General features: G+C 33.7%; 15 protein-coding genes. 12 read left to right on the forward strand and 3 right to left on the reverse strand.

Annotated features, from left to right (window positions below):
- Positions 1-101 precede the first annotated feature (101 nt).
- Positions 102-1,553, reverse strand: a complete 1,452-nt coding sequence (locus ACYSNV_RS04260) for a LuxR C-terminal-related transcriptional regulator (protein WP_461761324.1) — start codon at positions 1,551-1,553, stop codon at positions 102-104.
- 304 nt (positions 1,554-1,857) lie between these two features.
- Here ACYSNV_RS04260 and ACYSNV_RS04265 point away from each other — a divergent pair, with 304 nt between their 5' ends.
- Positions 1,858-3,267 carry a DUF1254 domain-containing protein gene (locus ACYSNV_RS04265; RefSeq protein ID WP_461761325.1) on the forward strand — a complete coding sequence of 470 codons (1,410 nt, stop codon included), beginning with the start codon at positions 1,858-1,860 and terminating at the stop codon, positions 3,265-3,267.
- A 165-nt stretch (positions 3,268-3,432) separates the two neighbouring features.
- Here ACYSNV_RS04265 and ACYSNV_RS04270 read toward each other — a convergent pair whose 3' ends face one another.
- Together ACYSNV_RS04270 and gcvT are read right to left on the reverse strand one after the other, a co-directional pair.
- Positions 3,433-4,143: a YebC/PmpR family DNA-binding transcriptional regulator gene (locus ACYSNV_RS04270; protein ID WP_461761326.1), complete on the reverse strand. Its 711-nt coding sequence runs from the start codon at positions 4,141-4,143 to the stop codon at positions 3,433-3,435.
- Positions 4,144-4,245: 102 nt separating this feature from the next.
- Positions 4,246-5,328 (reverse strand): glycine cleavage system aminomethyltransferase GcvT, encoded by a 1,083-nt coding sequence (gcvT, locus tag ACYSNV_RS04275; RefSeq protein WP_461761327.1) that lies wholly within the window; start codon positions 5,326-5,328, stop codon positions 4,246-4,248.
- 567 nt (positions 5,329-5,895) lie between these two features.
- Between gcvT and ACYSNV_RS04280 the strand changes: the two genes are divergently transcribed.
- The 11 genes from ACYSNV_RS04280 to hisIE all read left to right on the forward strand — a co-directional run bounded on the left by ACYSNV_RS04280 (position 5,896) and on the right by hisIE (position 17,747).
- Positions 5,896-6,936: an SWIM zinc finger family protein gene (locus tag ACYSNV_RS04280; protein ID WP_461761328.1), complete on the forward strand. Its 1,041-nt coding sequence runs from the start codon at positions 5,896-5,898 to the stop codon at positions 6,934-6,936.
- Between the two features lie 154 nt (positions 6,937-7,090).
- On the forward strand, positions 7,091-8,488 hold the full coding sequence (locus ACYSNV_RS04285; RefSeq protein ID WP_461761329.1) for an aminopeptidase P family protein: 1,398 nt from the start codon (positions 7,091-7,093) through the stop codon (positions 8,486-8,488).
- A gap of 334 nt (positions 8,489-8,822) precedes the next feature.
- The gene (locus tag ACYSNV_RS04290; RefSeq protein ID WP_461761330.1) at positions 8,823-9,290 is read left to right on the forward strand and encodes a hypothetical protein; all 468 of its coding nucleotides are present in this window, start codon (positions 8,823-8,825) and stop codon (positions 9,288-9,290) included.
- A 326-nt stretch (positions 9,291-9,616) separates the two neighbouring features.
- The gene (locus ACYSNV_RS04295) at positions 9,617-10,846 is read left to right on the forward strand and encodes a DUF6051 family protein (RefSeq protein ID WP_461761331.1); all 1,230 of its coding nucleotides are present in this window, start codon (positions 9,617-9,619) and stop codon (positions 10,844-10,846) included.
- A gap of 348 nt (positions 10,847-11,194) precedes the next feature.
- Positions 11,195-12,052, forward strand: coding sequence for an ATP phosphoribosyltransferase (gene hisG / locus ACYSNV_RS04300; protein WP_461761332.1), 858 nt, complete (start codon positions 11,195-11,197; stop codon positions 12,050-12,052).
- Positions 12,053-12,070: 18 nt separating this feature from the next.
- Positions 12,071-13,366 (forward strand): histidinol dehydrogenase, encoded by a 1,296-nt coding sequence (gene hisD, locus ACYSNV_RS04305; RefSeq protein WP_461761333.1) that lies wholly within the window; start codon positions 12,071-12,073, stop codon positions 13,364-13,366.
- Complete coding sequence (gene hisC / locus ACYSNV_RS04310; RefSeq protein ID WP_461761334.1) at positions 13,356-14,429, forward strand: histidinol-phosphate transaminase; 1,074 nt, start codon at positions 13,356-13,358, stop codon at positions 14,427-14,429. Before hisD ends, hisC begins: the two co-directional genes overlap by 11 nt.
- Positions 14,401-15,498, forward strand: a complete 1,098-nt coding sequence (hisB, locus tag ACYSNV_RS04315) for a bifunctional histidinol-phosphatase/imidazoleglycerol-phosphate dehydratase HisB (protein ID WP_461761335.1) — start codon at positions 14,401-14,403, stop codon at positions 15,496-15,498. The genes hisC and hisB overlap by 29 nt, the downstream gene beginning before the upstream one ends.
- A gap of 193 nt (positions 15,499-15,691) precedes the next feature.
- Positions 15,692-16,405, forward strand: a complete 714-nt coding sequence (locus ACYSNV_RS04320) for a 1-(5-phosphoribosyl)-5-[(5-phosphoribosylamino)methylideneamino]imidazole-4-carboxamide isomerase (RefSeq protein ID WP_461761336.1) — start codon at positions 15,692-15,694, stop codon at positions 16,403-16,405.
- Complete coding sequence (gene hisF, locus ACYSNV_RS04325) at positions 16,399-17,136, forward strand: imidazole glycerol phosphate synthase subunit HisF (RefSeq protein ID WP_461761337.1); 738 nt, start codon at positions 16,399-16,401, stop codon at positions 17,134-17,136. The genes ACYSNV_RS04320 and hisF overlap by 7 nt, the downstream gene beginning before the upstream one ends.
- 14 nt (positions 17,137-17,150) lie before the next feature.
- Complete coding sequence (gene hisIE / locus ACYSNV_RS04330) at positions 17,151-17,747, forward strand: bifunctional phosphoribosyl-AMP cyclohydrolase/phosphoribosyl-ATP diphosphatase HisIE (protein ID WP_461761338.1); 597 nt, start codon at positions 17,151-17,153, stop codon at positions 17,745-17,747.
- The last annotated feature ends 584 nt before the right edge of the window (positions 17,748-18,331 follow it).

Consider the following 18,331-nt stretch of genomic DNA (forward strand, 5'->3'; position numbering starts at 1 on the left):
GCGTGTTTTTACATATTACAATAGACTTTAAAAAATAGTTAAATCCTTTTTTTAGATTTTAAATCCAATTACCCTTGAGGGAGGATTAGACAGGCTTTTTTTTAGGTATTGGGTTTTAAATCTCTTACTTGTCTTCTTGTATTAACATCTAATTTAGTGTAAAGATTACTAACATGGTATTTAATGGTGTGAACACTTAGAAAAAGCTTCTCGGCAATTTCTTTATTAGAATCTCCTTGCCAGATTAATTGTAATACCTCGATTTCTCTTTGGGTGAGATCATAGTGTTTTTGCAGTTCAAGGATAATTTGGTTGTCTTGATGAGCTTTATCACCTTGTTTGAGTATTGTTTTAGGATTTTGGATTTGTTGGGCTTGTATTTGTTTGTCCAAACTAAGTAAATGAAGGTAATATCGAAGTTCGGTTTTGTATTTGATATTTTGCTCTTTTAGGGTTCTAATTTTAAATATTAATACAAAACTAATGGCAATAATCTCTAAAACACTCACCAGTCGTAAGGTATTGATATTAAAAAAGATATGTAGTGAATTTAAGTGATTTATAGCCAAGTAATATCCAATACAGAAAATGGTTAACAGACCGAAATTAATAACAAAGAATTTAGCATAAGTATTTGTTTTAAAAAGGGTTATTCCAGGTTTGAAACACCAAATGATCAGTAAAAAGCAAAGTCCTTGTATGGCAAAAATAATAGGTTTGTAATAAAGAGTGTAATACAGAATTAAAAAAATAAAAAGTAAAAAGCAGAGTACTGCAAGTACTTTTTTATAGGGATATTTTAATTTGGGTCTATCCAGAAAATAGTAGGAAAACACGCCAATTAATACACATATGATACTTAAAAGTAGATTTTGTAATTCCGGTAGTAAGTATTTTTGATTGGAAAAATAAAATAGCATTCCATCTTCATAAAGAAAAAGGCATAAGATTGCTAATTGCAATAGGATGTAGCTACTGAATCTTTTGTCTTGGAAAATGATAAAATACACTAAATTAAATACAACACACATAAGGGCTAGTCCGTAGTACATACTAAGGTATAAAACCGTCAAGGAAGCATATTGGCCAAATTGGCCGAACTCTTGGGCGAATAGGTTAAGTCCTTGGGGGTTTTCTTGGAAGATATTTAAGTAATACGTGGTGTCACTTGGGGTGAAATAATACACCGGATATCTGCTTTTTATAGGGTTTTGATAAAAATCGATATTCGGAAATATTTGTTTTAAAGTATCATTTTCCTTAGCCCATAATTCATATCTGGCAAGGTGAATATTTTTATTTTGAACTAAGATTGCTTTGTTTAATAGTTGCTTGTTTAACTCTGCCCGCACCCAGGTATTTTGCAAAGAATCCCTACTGGTTTGCATAGTGGAATCCATAAAAGTGTTTTGATAGGTTAGTTTATCGGGTGTTATTTGAATGGCTGTGGTAGGCAAAGAAAAAAACAAAAAGTATAAAACTATAAAAAGCCACTTGTTTTTAGTTTTAAGATGAAAAGACAATCTATTTATTTGGGCAGAATTAATGTCCATAGTTGTACAAAGGATCTTGGTTTAGGTTTATTTAAAAGACCAAATATACTGATTTTACTTGCTATTTATTTATAAATCAATTATTTATATTTGGATGTAAGGCAGTTTTTTATGCGATTTTCACCGCTATTTCACTAGCCATTTGGTATAGTTTGTAATTTGTAAGTTGTTGATTTTAAAATAGTTGTTTTGTACTAGACTAAAAGGATAGCTAAAAAGGGTGTGGATGGGGATAATTTTGCTTGCATTGTTTAAAAAGCAAATAAAAGCAATAGTGCAAAGTACCTTTTAAAAAAACCAGATTATGAAATCTATAAAAATCAAGAAAACTTTATTAAAAGCATTAACCACTATGGTTATATGCTTTAGTCTTATCCAGGTAGGATGTAGTAATGATGATAATCATGTTCAGCAACCACCCGAGTCTGCTATTTTATTATTAGAACAAGCCTATTTGTATGGTATACCACTGGTAACAATGGATATTACAAGACGACAATCCACCCATAGCACAGCCCCAGTACCCGGTGAAATGCAAGCACCTTTAAACGTGTTTTCTCATTTGCCAATCTTTCCAGGTTCTGATTTTACAGCCGTGGTTCGACCAAACGTGGATACCTTTTATTCCAATGCTTGGCTTGATTTATCCCAAGGTCCGGTTACTTTAAAATTACCGGCTGATAATGATAGGTATCACTTATTACCGATTCTAGATGCTTTTACTAATGTAATTACTTCCATTGGAACAAGGACCATTGGAAACATAGGAGGGGAGTTTCTTATTACGGGTCCTTTTTGGCAAGGAAGTGTTCCTAGTGGGGTGACGCAAATTAAATCTCCTACTACCTATGCATGGATTATTGGGCGAACCGAGGTGAAAAGCGAACAAGACGGAAAGGATTTTGTATATCCATTAATTCAACAATACACCTTAAGTCCACCTAGTGGATATAAGTGGCCAGCTTTGCAACCCGATGTTCCTGTAGGGGATCCAAATGATATTGTGGATCAAATGGATATTACTACTTTTTTTAATTACCTAAACCAACTTTTGGTTTTAAATCCACCCCTACAAGCGGATTTGGATTTTATAGAAAAATTAAAGCCATTGGGTGTTGGTGCAGATTTAAAGTTTGAGCTATCGGGCTTTTCTTCCTTACAACAACAAGCCATTAAAAGTATCCCAAGCACGGTCTTAACGCGTTTACAAAACAGACAAAACGAAATGCCTGTTATAAATGGTTGGGTAACCATGGAAAACACGGGTGATTATGGAACTGATTATTTACATCGCGCTTATGTAACTAGATTTGGGCTAGGAGCAAATTTACCCGAGGATGCTATTTATCCAACTGGATTCTTAGATTCCAAACAAAGGCCTTTTCATGGTGATTATAACTATGTTATCCATTTTGAAAAAGATAAACTACCACCTGCTAATGCTTTTTGGTCGTTAACCATGTATAATAGTGCTGGTTTTTTTGTAGCCAATGAATTGGATCGATTCGCTTTAGGAGATCGAAGTGATATGGTATATAATCCAGATGGGTCATTGGATATTTATATTCAAGTGGAAAAACCAGAACCAGATAAGGTAAAGAACTGGTTGCCGGCAAATACTGGAAGTTTTAATTTGACCCTACGTGTTTATCATCCCAAAAAAGAGATGTTAAACAAACAGTGGCAAGCTCCTGTGTTTACACGAGTAGAGTAAAGAATATCAAAAAAAGCCAATACTAGAGTCTATTTTTTACAATAGTGAACTCTTACAGATACTATTGTATTTTTAATGTATCGTAGTAATTTAAGGTAGGCTATATAAAAAAAACAGCTCTAAATAATATATTTAGAGCTGTTATATATACCCACCAGTGGTTAATTAAGCCATTGTAGTAAATACGTTTTGAACATCATCGTCCTCTTCGATTTTTTCTAAAAGCTTATCTACATCGGCTTGTTCTTGTTCATTAAGTTCTTTGGTAACTTGAGGAATACGATCAAAGCCTGAGGAAAGAATCTCGATTCCTCTTGATTCTAGTTCTTTTTGAATAGATCCAAAACTTTCAAAAGGGGCATAGATCATTACTCCATCTTCATCCTCGAATATCTCATCTATACCAAAATCAATTAATTCTAATTCGAACTCCTCTAAATCTCTTCCTTCTTCAGCTGGAATCCTAAAGTTACAAGTGTGGTCAAACATAAAATCAACCGATCCAGATGTTCCTAAAGCTCCATTACATTTATTAAAGTAGCTACGGATATTTGCCACTGTTCTGTTGTTATTATCTGTAGCACATTCAATCAAGACAGCAATCCCATGAGGTGCATATCCTTCAAATATCACTTCTTTATAATTGGCAGTATCTTTATCGCTAGCACGTTTAATGGCACGTTCTACGTTTTCTTTAGGCATATTTGCAGCCTTAGCATTTTGTATTACCGCGCGAAGACGTGCATTACTATCGGGGCTGGGTCCACCTTCTTTTACAGCCATTACAATGTCCTTACCGATTCTTGTAAACGTTTTTGCCATAGCAGACCAACGTTTTAGCTTACGTCCTTTTCTAAATTCAAACGCTCTTCCCATAATAATTGTTACTTAATTTTTATTTATGCAAAAATATAGTATAATTCAAACATATCATAAAAAAAATAGGAGCTTCTTTTAAGCTCCTATCTTGTTTTGTTATTATTTTTTATAAAAAGGCGTTTTAACTACTTTGGCTTCCACGTCATTTTTACGAATACGAATAAAAATTGGTGTATCTACCTGGGCAAAGTCTACCGGTACATAACCCATTCCAATTGCTTTTCCAGTAGAAGGAGACATGGTTCCTGATGTTACTACACCTAGTTCATTTCCTTGTGCATCTACAATTTGGTAACCACTTCTTGGAATTCCTTTTCCTACTAGTTCAAATCCAACTAATTTATTTTTTAATCCAGCTTCTTTTTCAGCTTTTAAAATATCACTAGCGATAAAGTCTTTTGTGAATTTAGTAACCCATCCAAGACCTGCCTCTAATGGTGAAATCTCATCGTTTAGTTCATTACCATATAAACAGTACCCCATTTCTAAACGTAAGGTATCACGAGCCGCTAATCCAATTGGTTTGATTCCATAGGATTCACCAGCTTGAAATACTTTGTTCCAGATTTGTAAAATATCTTGGTTTTTTACATAGATTTCAAAACCTCCTGAACCTGTGTAACCAGTTGCAGATATAACTACATCTTGAACCCCAGCAAAAGTACCGATAACAAAGTTGTAGAACTTAATATCCGATAGATTCACATTAGTTAAACTCTGCATTGCTTCAATAGCTTTAGGCCCTTGAATGGCTAAAATAGAATATCCATCGGAAAGATTCTCTAGAGTTGCTTGACACTGGTTGTGTTTGTTTATCCACTCCCAATCCTTATCGATATTAGAAGCATTTACAACCATTAAGTATTCTTCTTGGTTTACTCTATAGGTAATAATATCATCAATTACTCCACCTTGTTGGTTAGGGAAGTAGCAGTATTGTGCTTTTCCATCTACTAATGTAGAGGCGTCATTTGAAGTAACTTTTTGAATTAATTCTAATGCGTTTGGCCCAGAAATTTTAAAGATTCCCATGTGAGATACATCAAATACCCCAACACCGTTTCTTACTGTTTCATGTTCTGCATTTACGCCTTCATATTGAACAGGCATATTAAAACCTGCAAATGGAACCATTTTTGCTCCTAAACCTACGTGGATGTCGTTTAAAGTTACTTGTTTCATTGTGTTGCTATATGTTAATTACAATTTCAAGGGCTAAAGTAAGTTATTTTTTACTTATTTAAAAACACAAAAATACTCCCTTGTTATTTGTAAGCAAAGCCGTAATTAGAATCTAAGTTACTCTTATTTGAAAAGATTATTTTTTTTGCAATTAAAGATCCAATAAAGTCATTATAATATTTACGATATAATGAAAAACCCGGGTTAGAATAAGTATCATATATAAGAAATAAAGTAAGGTTATAAATAAAAAGGTAAATATATTGAATTATAGGCTTTTAATGAAATTTTTTTAGTTTTAATTTAATTTTATTAAACAAATTATTAACAAGCGGTAAAATTGGGCCAAAAAGATGAGGTAATATTATTTTTTTAATAGTTGTTTCTTTAGGTAATAGCTTGATTTATAGTAAGGAAGATGTTGCGTGTCTGTTTTTTTTAATTGGAAAAATAGCTTTGTGTAGAACTTAAGTATTATTAAGGTTTACCTCACACAGGATAAATTATTTTTTATTTACATCAATAGCATGTATTTTTACCTATTGATTTACAAGAAAGTTAGATAAAATGGAGAGTCTTTTAAAGAAAAGTAATAAGAAAAATCTACAATTGGCTAAGGAATTAACCGTAAGGGAATTAGAGCAAATAAAAAAAGGTCATTTTATTGCCTTTGTAGATGATAAGCAAGATTGCTTTGATTTAAAAGTCGTTGTTAAACAGGAGATCTTACAAGAAATAAGCTGTGATTGCCAAAGTGAACTCAGCCCTTGTATTCATGTTTTGGCTGTGGTTTTGGCTATCAAAGACCAGTTTATCAAATCTAAAAAAGGTGCTGGAAAAACACCCTTAAAGAAAACCACAACAAAAACCAAAAAACTATCAGAGGTTCAACTTGTTTTACAGGAGTTGGATAAAACCACATTGGACAGTTGGGTTTTAGAGGTTTTTAAAAAAAATAAACCTTTAGAACAGCAGTTTCTCTTGAGTTTTTCTAAAAAAGAACAAACCTATAACGCCCAACAGGTCATTGAACTAACAAATAAGATTATCGATAGTGTAGCGGGTAAGCGTAAGACTTTAGAGGCAATGAAAATTAAAAAGATAATCGATCTTTTAAAAATTGCAATTGCCCCGATTGATACCTTTGTAGCCATGCATATTGATTCTTTAGTGGCTTTTGAGATTTTTACTGCTTTTTTAAATACAATCTATCAGTTTGATAAACGCATTGTTCATCATAGTAAACGATTAGGTATATTTGTGGATGATTATATTGAGAAATACGCCTTAACGGTCAATCACATAAAAATGGTTGAAACCTGGCAGAATCAAATAAAGATGTATATAGAAACTTTGTTTCAAAGTAGTAGGTCTAAGGTAGAGTTTCACTATATATTAATTCAGCAATTATACTTTCAGGCCTCAGGGGATCAGCAATTGTATTTTGCTAAATACCTAGGTCAAAAACTCCAAGAACAAGCCAATGTACAAAAAAGTAAACGCATTTACTTTACCTATACCTTTACCACGTTTTTAAAACAAGTATGTAAAGAGCACGACCAGCAAAAGGTGGCACAGGAGTTTTTTGATCAACAATACCGTTTTTAATTTGCCAATACTTTTGTCCGTTTTAGATATAAAATCTAAAAAAAAAGAGTTTATCTAAGGGACAGTGGGGTAAATCTGTTTTGTAGTATTGTGTTTAAATAGTAGTTTAATTTGTTAGAAGTTCTTAACTTTCGCTTCATAAAAACACATTATTATGTTTAGTACTCAAACTTATATAAACAGAAGAGAGGTTTTAACTGAAAATCTTTCAAGTGAGAAGGGGATATTACTTTTTTTAGGTAATATAGAAAACCCGATTAATTTTAAAGATAATACATATCGTTTTAGACAAGATAGTTCATTTATCTACTATTTTGGAATTCAAGAACCTAACTTGGCTGCTATTATCGATTTAGATAAAAATCAAACCATTATTTTTGGAGACGAAATGTCTATGGATTTAATTGTTTGGATGGGTCGTCAAGAGACTTTAAAACAAAAAAGTCTTCAAGTAGGGGTTACAAAAACCTTGGCTTTTAATGAGCTTGGAAACTATATTTCACTAGCCTTATCTGAAAACAGAAAAGTGCATTACTTGCCTGCTTACCAAAGTTTTAATAAAATTCTTTTAAGTGATTTATTACACCAACCAATCTCTAAGCTAACCCCAAGCCAAAGCTTTATAACTAGTGTGGTTAAGCAACGTGAGGTAAAGGAGCCACAAGAAATTCTGGAGATAGAAAAAGCTTTACAGGTTTCTGTGGATATGCATTTATTGGCTATGCGAATGGCCAAGCCAGGGGTTAAGGAATACGAAATTGTAAGTGCGATTCAGCATTTAGCGGCAAGTCGTAACTGCGAACAAGCCTACCCGAGTATTGTAACGGTACATGGTGAGATTTTACATAATCACTATAAGTTAAACACTTTGGAATCGGGACAGTTATTATTAAATGATTCAGGGGCGGAGGTTGCCTCGGGATATGCCTCTGATTTAACTAGAACCATACCGGTGGATCCACGATTTACCCCAGAACAAGCCGATGTGTATAATATTGTTTTAAACGCCTTTGAAACTGCTAAATCCATGCTTAAACCATCTGTGGAATTTAAAACAGTACACCTAAAGGCCGCAGAGGTTCTATCTCAAGGACTTATTGATATGGGTATTATGAAAGGAAATGCACAAGATGCGGTAGCCAATCATGCCCATACTATGTTTTTTCAATGTGGTTTAGGACATATGATGGGATTAGATGTTCATGATATGGAGGATTTAGGAGAGCAGTACGTTGGTTATACACCAACAATGCAAAAACAAACCGATCAATTTGGTTTAAAGTCACTTCGTTTGGGTAAAGCCCTTAAACAAGGGCATGTAATTACAGTTGAACCTGGTATTTATTTTATCCCCGAGTTAATTACCCGCTGGTCTGAACAGCAAAAATATAAGGAGTTTATTAATTATGACAAATTAGAGAGTTTCCGAAATTTCGGAGGTATTCGCATCGAGGATAACTTTTTAATTACCCAGGATTCATATCGTTTATTGGGACCAGAATTAATAAAAACCGTAAAAGAGATAGAGGATTATAAGGCGAGCTTTGCGTAAAAGATTCCTCTTAAAAAAATAGTCTTTTCTATTAAAAATCATAAAGTCAGTATTTTATACTGGCTTTTTTTTGTCTTTTTTTTAAAAAAACTAACCTAGTTTTTAATTGCCTATAAGTGGCCTGTAAATAGAGGAAATTGGTGTGTTTTGAGCTAAGAATTAGCCTTTTTAGGGTGAAATTTTAAATTACTATTAAGAAATTTTAAATAAATTATTATGTTAAAATTTACAATAAATGATTAACGTTTGAAAATATTTATTATGTTTACAAAGTAATAATGTTTGTATTGTTTTGTATTATTCTTATATTTATATAAATAAAAGAGTAAATATTATGAAAAGAAGTTTTTTAGGTGTTCTTGCTTTAACATTTTGTTTAGCTACACTATCATTTAGTTGTAAAGGTGAAGACAAAAAGCAAGACAAAGTGGAGCAATCCATTAAGGATTTACCAACTAACGCCATTTATGTGTTAGTTCATGATAAACACGGACAGGACCATCCGGATAATTACGTTCAAGTCGAGGTGGTTTTAAGTGGGCAAGACAAACAAACGGCCAATATTGTGGTGAGTTCGCCGGCTGATAATTTTCAGACGAATTGCTCTTTACAAACCCAGGCAAAAAAGATTAGTCCTACGCACTATCAGGCTACCATAAATGATATAAAAGTGAACTTCTTTTTCGAAAAAGATATGCTTACCATCGATACGGTAAATGAGGGTGATCGCGGTGTTCTAAGTGAGTTTTGTGCCCCTGGTGCAACTCTTTATGGAAACTATAAGCTTTACGCAGAGAATTAAAAATTTAGTACCTGAATTATTTTACAATTCACAGGGAATAAAAATATTATAATAAATACTTTATAAACACAGTCATCCCGTAATTGGGTTTATAAAGCTAAAAGGTATTGACCAATTTATTATAATCTCAAATGTTAAATTTGAAGTTAGTTATTGTACAGGTAGCTCTATTAATCTACAGGTGTTAGCAGCCTAAGGATTATTTAGAGCTACTTTTTTTTAATATAAGTTTTGTTGATCTTTCAAACAATAAGATTTTGTGCTTTACGTTGTTATGCTATACAGTTTGTAGTTGTGTAGCTACAAAAATAATTACCATTACCACTATGCATTATTACCAATTACATGAAAAATTAAAAAACCTATATAATCAAACAGGTAATTTACTACAAGATTCTGAATTAGGAATTGAAATTTTACGAAATAACTTTACTTCCGATAAGGCACACGGAATATTACATGGCTCTTTGGAGTTAAAGTGTTGCGAGCACGAGCACATTTTTGAAAAAAGTTTTGTTAAGTACACCAGTATAAGCGATGATTTACTAGATATCCCAGATTATAGTGTAAAAGAAAATTTAAATTTTCCAATCTCCATTATGCGTAATCTTAATAGCCAAGTGAGTGATAAAGTGATTGTTATGTTCCATGGTTTAAACGAAAAAAAATGGGATAAGTACTTGCCTTGGGCCTATGAGTTGGTTAAAAGAACAAATAGTGCAGTTGTCTTGTTTCCAATTAGCTTTCACATGGAAAGAACCCCTAAGCCTTGGTCAGATAGAAAACTAATGTTTGAGGTGGCCAATAAACGTGCACAGGACCCTAGTTTAAATTCAGATTGGAGTTATGTCAATGCTGCTATTAGCACTCGAATGGAGGCAGATCCTTTGCGTATGTTTTGGTCCGGATTACAGACTTTTTACGATTTTATTCAATGGGTAGAGAATCTACGACAAGGCCAATATCCTAGTTTAAAAAACGATGCTAAGATTGATTTATTTGGTTATTCGATAGGCTCATTTTTATCCATTATCTTAAAGATGGCTAATCCAAAACAAATTCTGGGTGATTCTAAGTTAGTTTGTTTTTGTGGTGGAATGACCATAGATAGAATGTTTCCTGTTTCTAAGTATATAATGGATGGAAAGGCAACCATTATGATGCAAAAGATATTCGCACAACTCTTAACCACCAATTTTGTTGGGGAACCTCGTTTGGCTCACTACCAATGTGGAGATGCTCACCCAGAGGAGAGTTGGTTTAAAGCTATGCTTAGATATAATCATTTTCAAAAAGAAAGAGAACAAAGGTTAACTGAACTACAAGACCAAATTTACTCAATTAACTTATTGCAAGATGAGGTTGCTCCAGCGGTTGAGGCTTTAAATATGTTAAAGGGACCATTTAGGGATATTCAAATTCCAGTAGATATCTTGGATTATCCTTTTAACCATACCCATATGGTACCGTTTCCTTTAACGGTGAAAAATGCGCAAATAGTGGATGATCATTTTTATTTAACCATGCAGAAAATGGCCGATTTTTATAATTCATAACTTCTTGTTTTTCAATTAAATATGTGTATTTAAACCATTTTAATTAACTTTTGATTTTTTAGGAAAATCAACTATTTAGAGAAATAAAAATAAAATTAATTTTGATACCACATTTTTTTATCTACATTTGTCCTATCAAAATATCCCAAAAAATGTACGCAAATCAACTACATCATTTACATCATCATTTTACTTGCACTCAAGCGAGCAGATAATGTTGTGATGTTTTGAAAACAATATAAAATAACTAATTATCCCGTTTGAGTAATCAAACGGGATTTTTTATTTTTATTACCTACTACTTATTTTCCTATTTGTTTACTCAAGCGCTTATAAAAAAAAACAGCTATGAGTAAATTAAGAATAGCGATCCAAAAAAGTGGACGTTTAAGTCAAAATTCAATGGAGTTATTGCAAGAATGTGCAATAAAAATTCCCAATACAGGTGGCAAGCTAATAGCCCAGAGTTCCAACTTTCCCTTAGAAGTACTTTTTTTAAGAGATGATGATATTTTAAAATATGTTCAAAAAGGAGTGGCCGATATTGGTATTATTGGTCAGAATGTTTTCTATGAACAAAACTCACAACTTGAAATAGTGGAATCATTAGGATTTTCTTGTTGCCGTGTTTGTCTTGCTGTGGATAAAGCGAGTAATTACTCTGGTTTAGAATATTTCCAAGGAAGAACCATTGCTACTAGCTATCCGGTTATTTTAAAATCTTTTTTGGATAAACATAACATTACCGCTTGTATAGAAACAATTTCTGGTAGTGTGGAAATAGCCCCTGGTATTGGCCTGGCCGATGGAATCTGCGATATTGTTAGTAGTGGTTCGACTTTAATTAGCAATGGATTAAAGCCTGTGGAAACTATTTTACAGAGTCAAGCTATTTTGGTGGCTAATGAGAAGTTAAGTGATTCAAAGAAAGTTTTATTAGACAAGCTTTTGTTTCGAATCCAAGGTGTATTAAAATCTAAGGAGAATAAATATATTCTTTTAAATGCCCCTGATCAAAGTCTAGAGAAAATCATTGAAATATTACCTGGGATAAAGAGTCCAAGTGTTTTGCCTTTAGCCCAAAAGGGAGGGAGTTCGGTTCATTCGGTTATTAAAGAGGATACTTTTTGGGAGATAATTGACCAATTAAAACAAGTTGGTGCCCAAGGAATTTTAGTACTACCTATACAAAAGATGATTTATTAATAGATATAAAATTCGAGCATGATAAAATTATATAACAATCCCTGCAAACACACCTGGGCAGAGCTAGTAAAACGAGAAGGTTTAAACCAAAGTGATGTAAGTAACAAGGTACAACAAATTATAAATCAGGTAAAAAAAGATAAAGATCAGGGATTAAGAGAGTTATGCCTTAGGTTTGATGGGGTAGATTTAAAAGAGTTTAAAGTAAGTAACAAAGAGATAGAGCAAAGCCTTGACCAGGTAGATATTGAGCTGAAAAAAGCCATTGAGCTGGCCTATGATAATATTTGGCGTTTTCACCAAAGCCAAGTCGTACAGCAAAAAATGGTGCAAACCACTTCGGGGGTGGTGTGTTTTAGAAAAAGTGTTGCTATACAAAACGTTGGGCTTTACATTCCTGGGGGGAGTGCCGTTTTATTTAGCACTTTATTAATGTTGGGTATCCCCGCAAGAATTGCTGGTTGTACCAATATTAGCATTACTACCCCTTGTGATAGTCAAGGTAAGGTTAATCCTATTTTATTGTATGTGGCCAATTTATTGGGCATAGATCAAATCTACAAGGTGGGTGGAGCCCAAGGTATTGCGGCTTTGGCCTATGGTACACAAAGCATTAAAAAGGTGGATAAGATTTTTGGGCCAGGCAATAGATATGTTACCACGGCAAAACAATTAGTGCAACTAGACTCTGTGGCTATTGATTTACCAGCGGGTCCCAGTGAGGTATTGGTCATTGCCGATAGGTATAGTAATCCTGAGTTTGTTGCGGCGGATTTACTCTCCCAATGCGAGCATGGGGTGGATTCTCAGTGCGTTTTATTGAGCAATTCTGTAAAGAAGATAAACCAGATTATAGCACAAATAGAAATTCAATTACAAGATCTACCTCGCAAAGATATTATAAAAAAAGCCCTTCAGGGGAGTTTTTGCGTATGCTTTAAAACCTTAGAGCAATGTTTTGACTTTAGTAATACCTATGCACCAGAGCATTTGATTTTAAATATAAAACATTACCGTAAATACATGGATTTGGTTGTAAATGCAGGCTCGGTGTTCTTAGGGGCCTATGCATGTGAGAGTGCTGGAGATTACGCCTCTGGAACCAATCATACCTTACCCACAAGTGGTTTGGCTAAGAGTTACAGTGGGGTGAGTGTGGATAGTTTTGTAAAAAAGATAAGTTTTCAACATATAAGCAAACAAGGTATTGTAAATCTGGGCCCCAGTATTGAGATTATGGCTATGCAAGAGGGCTTACAAGGGCATAAAAATGCTGTTAGTGTTCGTTTAAAAACAATTGAAAATGAAAAATAAGATATCTATAAGTCATTTGGTGCGTCCCCATATTTTGGACTTGGTACCTTATCAAAGTGCTAAAGATCAAGCAAAGCAAACAGACCTGGTTGCTAGTGTGTTTTTAGATGCCAATGAGAATCCTTATGGTAGATTTAATCGTTATCCCGATCCGTATCAAAATAAACTAAAAAACCGTCTTAGTCAGATAAAGAGAGTACCTAAAGAAAATATTTTTTTATCTAATGGTAGTGATGAGCTCATTGATCTTACCTACCGTATATTTTGTGAACCTAAAAAGGATAAGGCAGTTGTATTTACCCCAAGTTATGGTATGTATAAAGTCTATGGTGATATACATCAGACAAAGGTGATTCCCATTGCATTGGATAAAGATTTTAACCTTCCCAATAATGCTTTAAATACCATAAAAGACATCGGCCAGGTTAAAGTGGTGTTTATTTGCTCGCCTAACAATCCTACCGGGAATCTAATAGGTAATAAGCAAATTCAAGCCATTGTTACCGGGTTTGATGGAATTGTAATTTTAGACCAGGCCTACATAGACTTTGTAGAACAAGATAGCTGGTTAGAGAATCTTAAAAGCTATCCTAATTTGATTGTTATCCAAACCCTTTCAAAGGCTTGGGGAGCTGCTGATCTTCGAATCGGAATGGCCTTTGCAAGTAGTGAGATTTTAGGTTTTTTCAACAAAGTGAAGTCTCCTTATAATATAAGTGGTATTGCCCAAGATAAGGCTTTGGAAATTTTACAAGACTACCAAGGTTATCAAAAAAACAGACAAAAGTTAATAAGCCAAAGAGATTTTCTTAGCAAGCAATTAAAAAATCTTTGGTGTGTGGATAGGGTTTTTGATTCAAATGCCAATTTTCTTTTAGTTGTTTTTAAGCAAGGCAAACAGGTTTATGATTACTTGTTTGAAAAGGGAATTGTGATCCGTGACAGGCAAAATGATCTTTATAATGCGCTACGGATAAGCGTGGGAACTTCTAAGGAAAACAAAGAGTTAATAAATGAATTAAAAAAATTTCAAGATGAAACAAAAAGTATTATTTATCGATAGAGATGGTACGATTTTAAAAGAGCCAGAGGATTTTCAAATTGATAGTTTTTCCAAGATGTCTTTTTTAAAAGGGTGTATCGTGTATTTAAGTAAGATTGCCACCGAACTTGATTATAAGTTGGTTTTAGTAACCAATCAAGATGGGTTAGGGACAAGTAGTTTTGCTAGTGAGGATTTTTGGCCTGTACAGAATTTAATGATAGATATTTTAAAGGGTCAAGGGATTGTTTTTCAGGATATCTATATCGATAGCTCTTTACCTGAGGATAAGTCCAATAATCGAAAGCCTAATTTAGGGATGTTATCCAAGTATGTGTATGGTAATTATGATTTACAAAATTCCTATGTAATTGGGGATCGATTAACCGATGTACTATTGGCAAATAACTTGAATAGTAAAGCCATTTTGATTCAAGATCCAACCCTTTCAAACATAGATTGTGAGTTAACTACCTTACAGTGGCAAGAAATCTATAATTATTTAAAAGCCCTACCTCGGGTGGGTAGTTGTTTTCGGCAAACCAAAGAGACCACCGTTTTGGTTAAGGTTAATCTAGATTCCAGTAGTATGTGTGAGATTCAAACAGGTTTAGGGTTTTTCAATCACATGCTAGAACAAATAAACAAGCATGGACAAATAGGATTAGATATTCAAGTTAAAGGTGATCTTCATGTTGATCAACACCACAGCATTGAGGATACCGCCTTGGCCTTAGGTAGCGCTTTTGCCATGGCTTTATCTACAAAAAAAGGTATTGAACGCTATGGTTTTGTTCTGCCCATGGATGATGCTTTAGCTCAGGTGGCTATTGATTTCTCAGGGCGTTGCGCTTTGGTTTGGGATGTGGAGTTTAAACGAGAAATAATAGGAGATATGCCTTGTGAGATGTTTGAACATTTTTTCAAAAGTTTTTGCGACACTGCCAAGTGTAATTTAAATATTCAAGCCACAGGTAGTAATGAGCATCATAAGATAGAGTCGATATTTAAGTGTTTTGCAAAGGCCTTAAACATGGCAATAAAAAAGGGGTCAAATTATCAGATTCCCAGTACCAAAGGGGTATTGTGATAAATAGTACCAATTAAAAACAAACAAAAAATAATAGATAATAACCTACATAACATACGCCTTGATTTTTTAAAACAACAGCATTTTTTTTACCTCTGTTTACTTTTTATAAACACGTGGTATTAAAAAAAGAGATGATGCGTTTTTAAATACGTTTTTTAAGGTGATTTAGGTACAAAATAAAGATGAAAAAATGAGAATTATTCCAGCTATAGATATTATTGACGCAAAATGCGTTTGCCTTGTCCAAGGGGATTATCAAAAGATGACTGTCTATCAAAACGATCCGGTAGATTTGGCAAAAAGTTTTGTGGACGCGGGTATTAAATACCTACATCTAGTAGACTTACAAGGTGCTAAGTCCAGGGGAGTAGTAAATTGGAAAACCTTAGAGAGAATTGCTACCCAAACTAATTTAAAAATTGATTTCTCGGGAGGGATAAATACGCAAAAAGACATAGAAATAGCCTTAGAGTGTGGAGCTAGTCAAGTATCGGTTGGTAGTGTTGCACAACAAAAACCTACGCTTTTTTTACATTGGTTAGCTCTTTATGGCGCCCATTGTATTGTTCTTAGCGCAGATGCAAAAAATAAGTTAATCCAAACCTGTGGTTGGCTACATACTACACAGACCGATGTACTTGATTTTATTAAGGGCTATACAGAAAATGGACTCCAAACAGCCATTGTAACCGATATAAGTAAAGATGGAATGTTACAAGGACCTTGTTTAGAGTTATATCAAGAGATTTTACAGGAAATGGATATAAACCTGATTGCCTCGGCAGGGGTTCGTAGTATAGAAGATTTAACAGATTTGAAAAACATAGGGTGTTTTGGAGCCATTATTGGAACGGCTATTTACAAGGGGGAAATCACTTTAAAACAATTAGAGAAATTATGGTAGATAAAAAAATTATAGCCTGTTTGGATATTAAGGATAATTGTGTGGTTAAAGGAATTAATTTTGAAAATATCCAAAGGGTAGGTGACCCTTTGCAATTAGCACTTTGGTATGAAAGTCAAGGGGTGGATGAACTGGTGTTTTTAGATATCTCGGCTAGTTTAAAAAAAGAAGAGATTAATTTCAAGCTGGTAAAGCAAATTAGTGATCAACTTAGTATACCCCTTACCGTAGGTGGAGCAATAAATCATGTGGATCAGGCCAATAGACTCTTGGATCATGGAGCTAGTAAAGTAAGTATCAATTCCGGGGCGCTGGAAAATGGAAAATTAATTTCTCAATTAGCAAACGCTCTTGGAAAACAAAGAGTGGTTGTGGCCATCGATGTTAAAAAACACCAAGATAATTGGTGGGTATACTCCCATGGTGGTCAAAAAAGAACACCTTATTTGGCTGTTCAGTGGGCTAAAGAGGTAGAGCAATTAGGAGGGGGTGAAATTCTTTTAACTTCGATGGATCAAGATGGATGTCAAAAAGGATTTTCAATTGATATAACCCAAAGAATTTCTCAAATAGTAGACATCCCGGTTATTGCCTCAGGAGGAGCCGGTAGAGTAGAGGATTTTGTGGAACTATTTACAAAAACTAATGCCCAAAAAGCATTAGCAGCTAGTATCTTCCATTACAATACAGTGGCCATACCGGAGTTAAAAAAAGCAATTATAAGTAAATAAGACCGTACAATACAATGATAATAGATATTGATTTTAGTAAGTCCAATGGATTACTACCGGCTATAATTCAAGATGCACAAACCAAAGAAGTTCTAATGTTGGGGTATATGAATCAACAGGCATATGAAATCACCCTGCAAACAAAAAAAGTTACTTTTTTCAGCCGTTCTCGGCAAAAGCTTTGGACAAAAGGGGAGAGCTCTAAGAATTATCTATTGGTGGAAAAAGTATATTTGGATTGTGATAAAGATACCCTAATTGTTTTAGTGGAGCCCACCGGGGTTACCTGTCACCTTGGACATACCTCTTGTTTTAATGCACAAACAGATAGCTTTTTACATACTCTAGAAAGGATTATAAATCAAAGGATTCAAAAAAACACCAAAGGGTCTTACACCAGGGATCTTTACCAAAAGGGAATTAATAAGGTAGCACAAAAACTTGGCGAGGAAGCCATTGAATTAGTTATCGAGGCAAAAGACAACAATAAAGAACTTTTTTTAAATGAAGCCGCTGATCTGATGTATCACTACTTGGTGTTATTAAAAGCAAAAGGATTTGCTTTGCAGCAAGTGGAAGATGTGCTAAGAAAAAGAAATCACCACGGGTGAAAATGTATTAAAAAAAGCGATTTTTTATTTTTCTAAAAAAAGGCGTTTTTTAGTTATATCTAACCAGATTTTTTTGTTTTTATTATAAAAGACTTTGTAAAAAAGGACAATTAATAGATAGATCAATTGGATAAATAGGGCCCATATGGCCACAATTACCATTGCAAAATGATATAGTAAGCCCAGTATGATATGTTTTATGTTTTTCATTTAAAACTTGTTATTTATAGGTGTTTTAAAAAAACAACCATTAACTAATCTGCGTTTGTAAAAGTGTTTTTTTGATAATAAAAATACCTAAGGGCAAGATACAAAAATATATGGTTTGTAAAGATTTAGATACTTACCTAAGAGATAAATTTTATTTTAAAAACAAGGGAGTATACTTTTTTAGTGTAATAAGATAAAAGGTTAGATCAATTTAGGGTATTTATATGCAAGTTTTCTTCGGGTTTTAAATGGGTTAATTGGTTGTTTTACCTAAAGAATAAGCATCAAGTTTAAGGTTTACTAAAGAAAATAAAATTCAAACTCCTACTTGTTTACAATATGGGATTTAGGTATTAATTCCATGTGTGAAAATG

The sequence above is a fragment of the Myroides sp. LJL119 genome (assembly GCF_054871605.1).

Excerpts from the sequence above, each read along its gene's own strand:
- ACYSNV_RS04260 (WP_461761324.1), bottom strand. The coding sequence starts at position 1,553 with ATGGACATTAATTCTGCCCAAATAAATAGATTGTCTTTTCATCTTAAA.
- hisC (WP_461761334.1), top strand. The coding sequence starts at position 13,356 with ATGAAAAATAAGATATCTATAAGTCATTTGGTGCGTCCCCATATTTTG.
- ACYSNV_RS04270 (WP_461761326.1), bottom strand. The coding sequence starts at position 4,143 with ATGGGAAGAGCGTTTGAATTTAGAAAAGGACGTAAGCTAAAACGTTGG.
- ACYSNV_RS04265 (WP_461761325.1), top strand. The coding sequence starts at position 1,858 with ATGAAATCTATAAAAATCAAGAAAACTTTATTAAAAGCATTAACCACT.
- hisG (WP_461761332.1), top strand. The coding sequence starts at position 11,195 with ATGAGTAAATTAAGAATAGCGATCCAAAAAAGTGGACGTTTAAGTCAA.
- hisIE (WP_461761338.1), top strand. The coding sequence starts at position 17,151 with ATGATAATAGATATTGATTTTAGTAAGTCCAATGGATTACTACCGGCT.
- hisF (WP_461761337.1), top strand. The coding sequence starts at position 16,399 with ATGGTAGATAAAAAAATTATAGCCTGTTTGGATATTAAGGATAATTGT.
- ACYSNV_RS04285 (WP_461761329.1), top strand. The coding sequence starts at position 7,091 with ATGTTTAGTACTCAAACTTATATAAACAGAAGAGAGGTTTTAACTGAA.
- ACYSNV_RS04320 (WP_461761336.1), top strand. The coding sequence starts at position 15,692 with ATGAGAATTATTCCAGCTATAGATATTATTGACGCAAAATGCGTTTGC.
- gcvT (WP_461761327.1), bottom strand. The coding sequence starts at position 5,328 with ATGAAACAAGTAACTTTAAACGACATCCACGTAGGTTTAGGAGCAAAA.
- ACYSNV_RS04295 (WP_461761331.1), top strand. The coding sequence starts at position 9,617 with ATGCATTATTACCAATTACATGAAAAATTAAAAAACCTATATAATCAA.
- ACYSNV_RS04280 (WP_461761328.1), top strand. The coding sequence starts at position 5,896 with ATGGAGAGTCTTTTAAAGAAAAGTAATAAGAAAAATCTACAATTGGCT.
- hisB (WP_461761335.1), top strand. The coding sequence starts at position 14,401 with ATGAAACAAAAAGTATTATTTATCGATAGAGATGGTACGATTTTAAAA.
- hisD (WP_461761333.1), top strand. The coding sequence starts at position 12,071 with ATGATAAAATTATATAACAATCCCTGCAAACACACCTGGGCAGAGCTA.
- ACYSNV_RS04290 (WP_461761330.1), top strand. The coding sequence starts at position 8,823 with ATGAAAAGAAGTTTTTTAGGTGTTCTTGCTTTAACATTTTGTTTAGCT.